General features: G+C 26.0%; 1 protein-coding gene and 1 pseudogene. Both read left to right on the top strand.

From position 1 onward, the window contains the following. The first annotated feature begins 113 nt into the window (after positions 1–113). Positions 114–1,678 (top strand): annotated as a pseudogene (locus BN1173_RS01785) (hypothetical protein). 9 nt (positions 1,679–1,687) lie between these two features. Further along, positions 1,688–1,906 (top strand): 50S ribosomal protein L28 (gene rpmB / locus BN1173_RS01780; protein WP_040236243.1); only part of this gene is annotated, 219 nt, incomplete at its 3' end.

Here is a 1,906-nt window from a genome sequence, read left to right as displayed (position 1 = left end):
ATGTTTATTACATTGACTTTTATTTTATTAATAAATTATGTATAATTTTTATAGTTATTTTATACTTTTGGGTATCTTTGATAACTTTAAATTTTATATTCAAAAGGAGAGCTATTAATGTGAGTTTAGTTGATTTTTTAGTTGCTATTTTTAATAGAGAGCGTACTCCTGAGCAAGTGAAGCAGAGAAGGCTTAAAGAAGTAAAAAAAAGTTTAAGTAAGTCAAGTAATTTTTTTAGTGTTTCCAAAATACAAGCTTTACCTCAGTTTGCTAAGTTTATTTATAATCTTTATAAGGTTTTTTTTCCTTTAAAGTTATTTGTGCAAAGATATCGAAATTCAAATGAAATAATTCATTTTGTAGTTGAGAAGTATTTAAATAGTACTCAAAAGCAAGCTTTGGAACATATTTATTCTTTCTCTGCTAATGAGATAGTAAATTTTACATCTGATATGCTGAAAAATTTGGATACCAATTTAAATTATTTATTGAAAAGTATAACTCAGGAACAGGTCAGATTGATCGATGAAACCTGTGGAGCTTTAGATATCTTTTTTGATTTAGCTTCATATCAGTATTATATGCTTATTAAGAATTTTGATAGTTTATTTCCAGAAGATGATTTTATATATAAACCTAGATTTAGTGCTGTCAGTTGTGGAGTAATCCTTGATGATATTAAGGATTATTTGGAATGTATTTATTCTATTAAGGATATTTCTATTTGGAGAAATCTTTATGATATTCTCTTAAAAATATATGGAGATGAAGATAATTTTCCTATGAAGCCAAATGTTTGGCTTAAGATGATAACATCTATAATTGAGATAAATAAAAATAAAGAAATTTTGTATCTTGTAAGATATGTTAGTGGTGATCCCAATTATTTGCCTATTTCTGGTCTTAAAAAGACAAAAGCAAAAGCGTTTTTTAATTATCTCTCTAAACATGTTTCAAATGAAATGTTAAAAGCTGAAATTTTGCAAAAAAATAGCAAATCTAAAATTTTGGCAGAAAAATTATTTCCTGGAGTTACTCTTTTAACTTTAGATAATTATAATGAGCATATGAACATGAAAATTACATCTAAAATTACAAATACTACCGGATATGTTTACGCTGACATTTTAGGTTATTTAAAAACTCATGCTGTTAATTTAGTAAAAAAAGATTTAAATGATATTGTTAATGTCCTAATTATTAAAGGACAATGGAAAGATATGGAAATTTCTAGAGATGTTTCTAATGACATTCATGACTTAGTTAATATTTATTCTAATCTTATTGATTTTGATAATAGTCTTGGGGAACAGGGTAATTATGGCAATAGAATAAATGCACTTTTGCATAGGGTTTATGTTGGAGGAGACAAATCATCAGAAAAATTGTTGTTAAATATAATAGTAGATGTGAATAAAAAAGCTTTAATTTTATTAAATGACTAATGACTGCAAAAATTTATTCTTTCCAACAGCTTTTAAGTGGTTGTTTAGAAGATTATTTTAAACCTTCTTCAGAAAAGGAACTTATTTATAATTGGAAAGAACTTGATATTGAACTTGTAAAAAGTTATGGCAATAATGTAAACTTTGGTAGTATAATTAAAAATATCATTGAAGGATTAACTTTGTTTTTAAAGTTGATGGATTTGTATCTAACTAAGAAAAATGCAATTTAGGAGATTTAGATGGGGAGAGAATGTGAAATTACAGGAAAAAGGACAATGTTTGGAAATAATGTTCCACGAAAGGGACTTGCCAAAAAGAAAGGTGGAGCAGGACAACATATTGGTGTTAAGACTAAGAGAACTTTTAAGGTTAATTTAATAAATAAGAAATTTTTTATTCCAGAACTTGGGAAAAATGTTAGTATTAAGATTTCTGCAAGTACTCTAAGAAGTATTTCA

This window comes from Borrelia crocidurae, from assembly GCF_000825665.2.
GTDB classification, from domain to species: Bacteria; Spirochaetota; Spirochaetia; order Borreliales; family Borreliaceae; genus Borrelia; species Borrelia duttonii.
The sequence above is the reverse complement of the archived record's forward strand: the minus strand, read 5'-3'. Positions and strand labels throughout refer to the sequence as shown.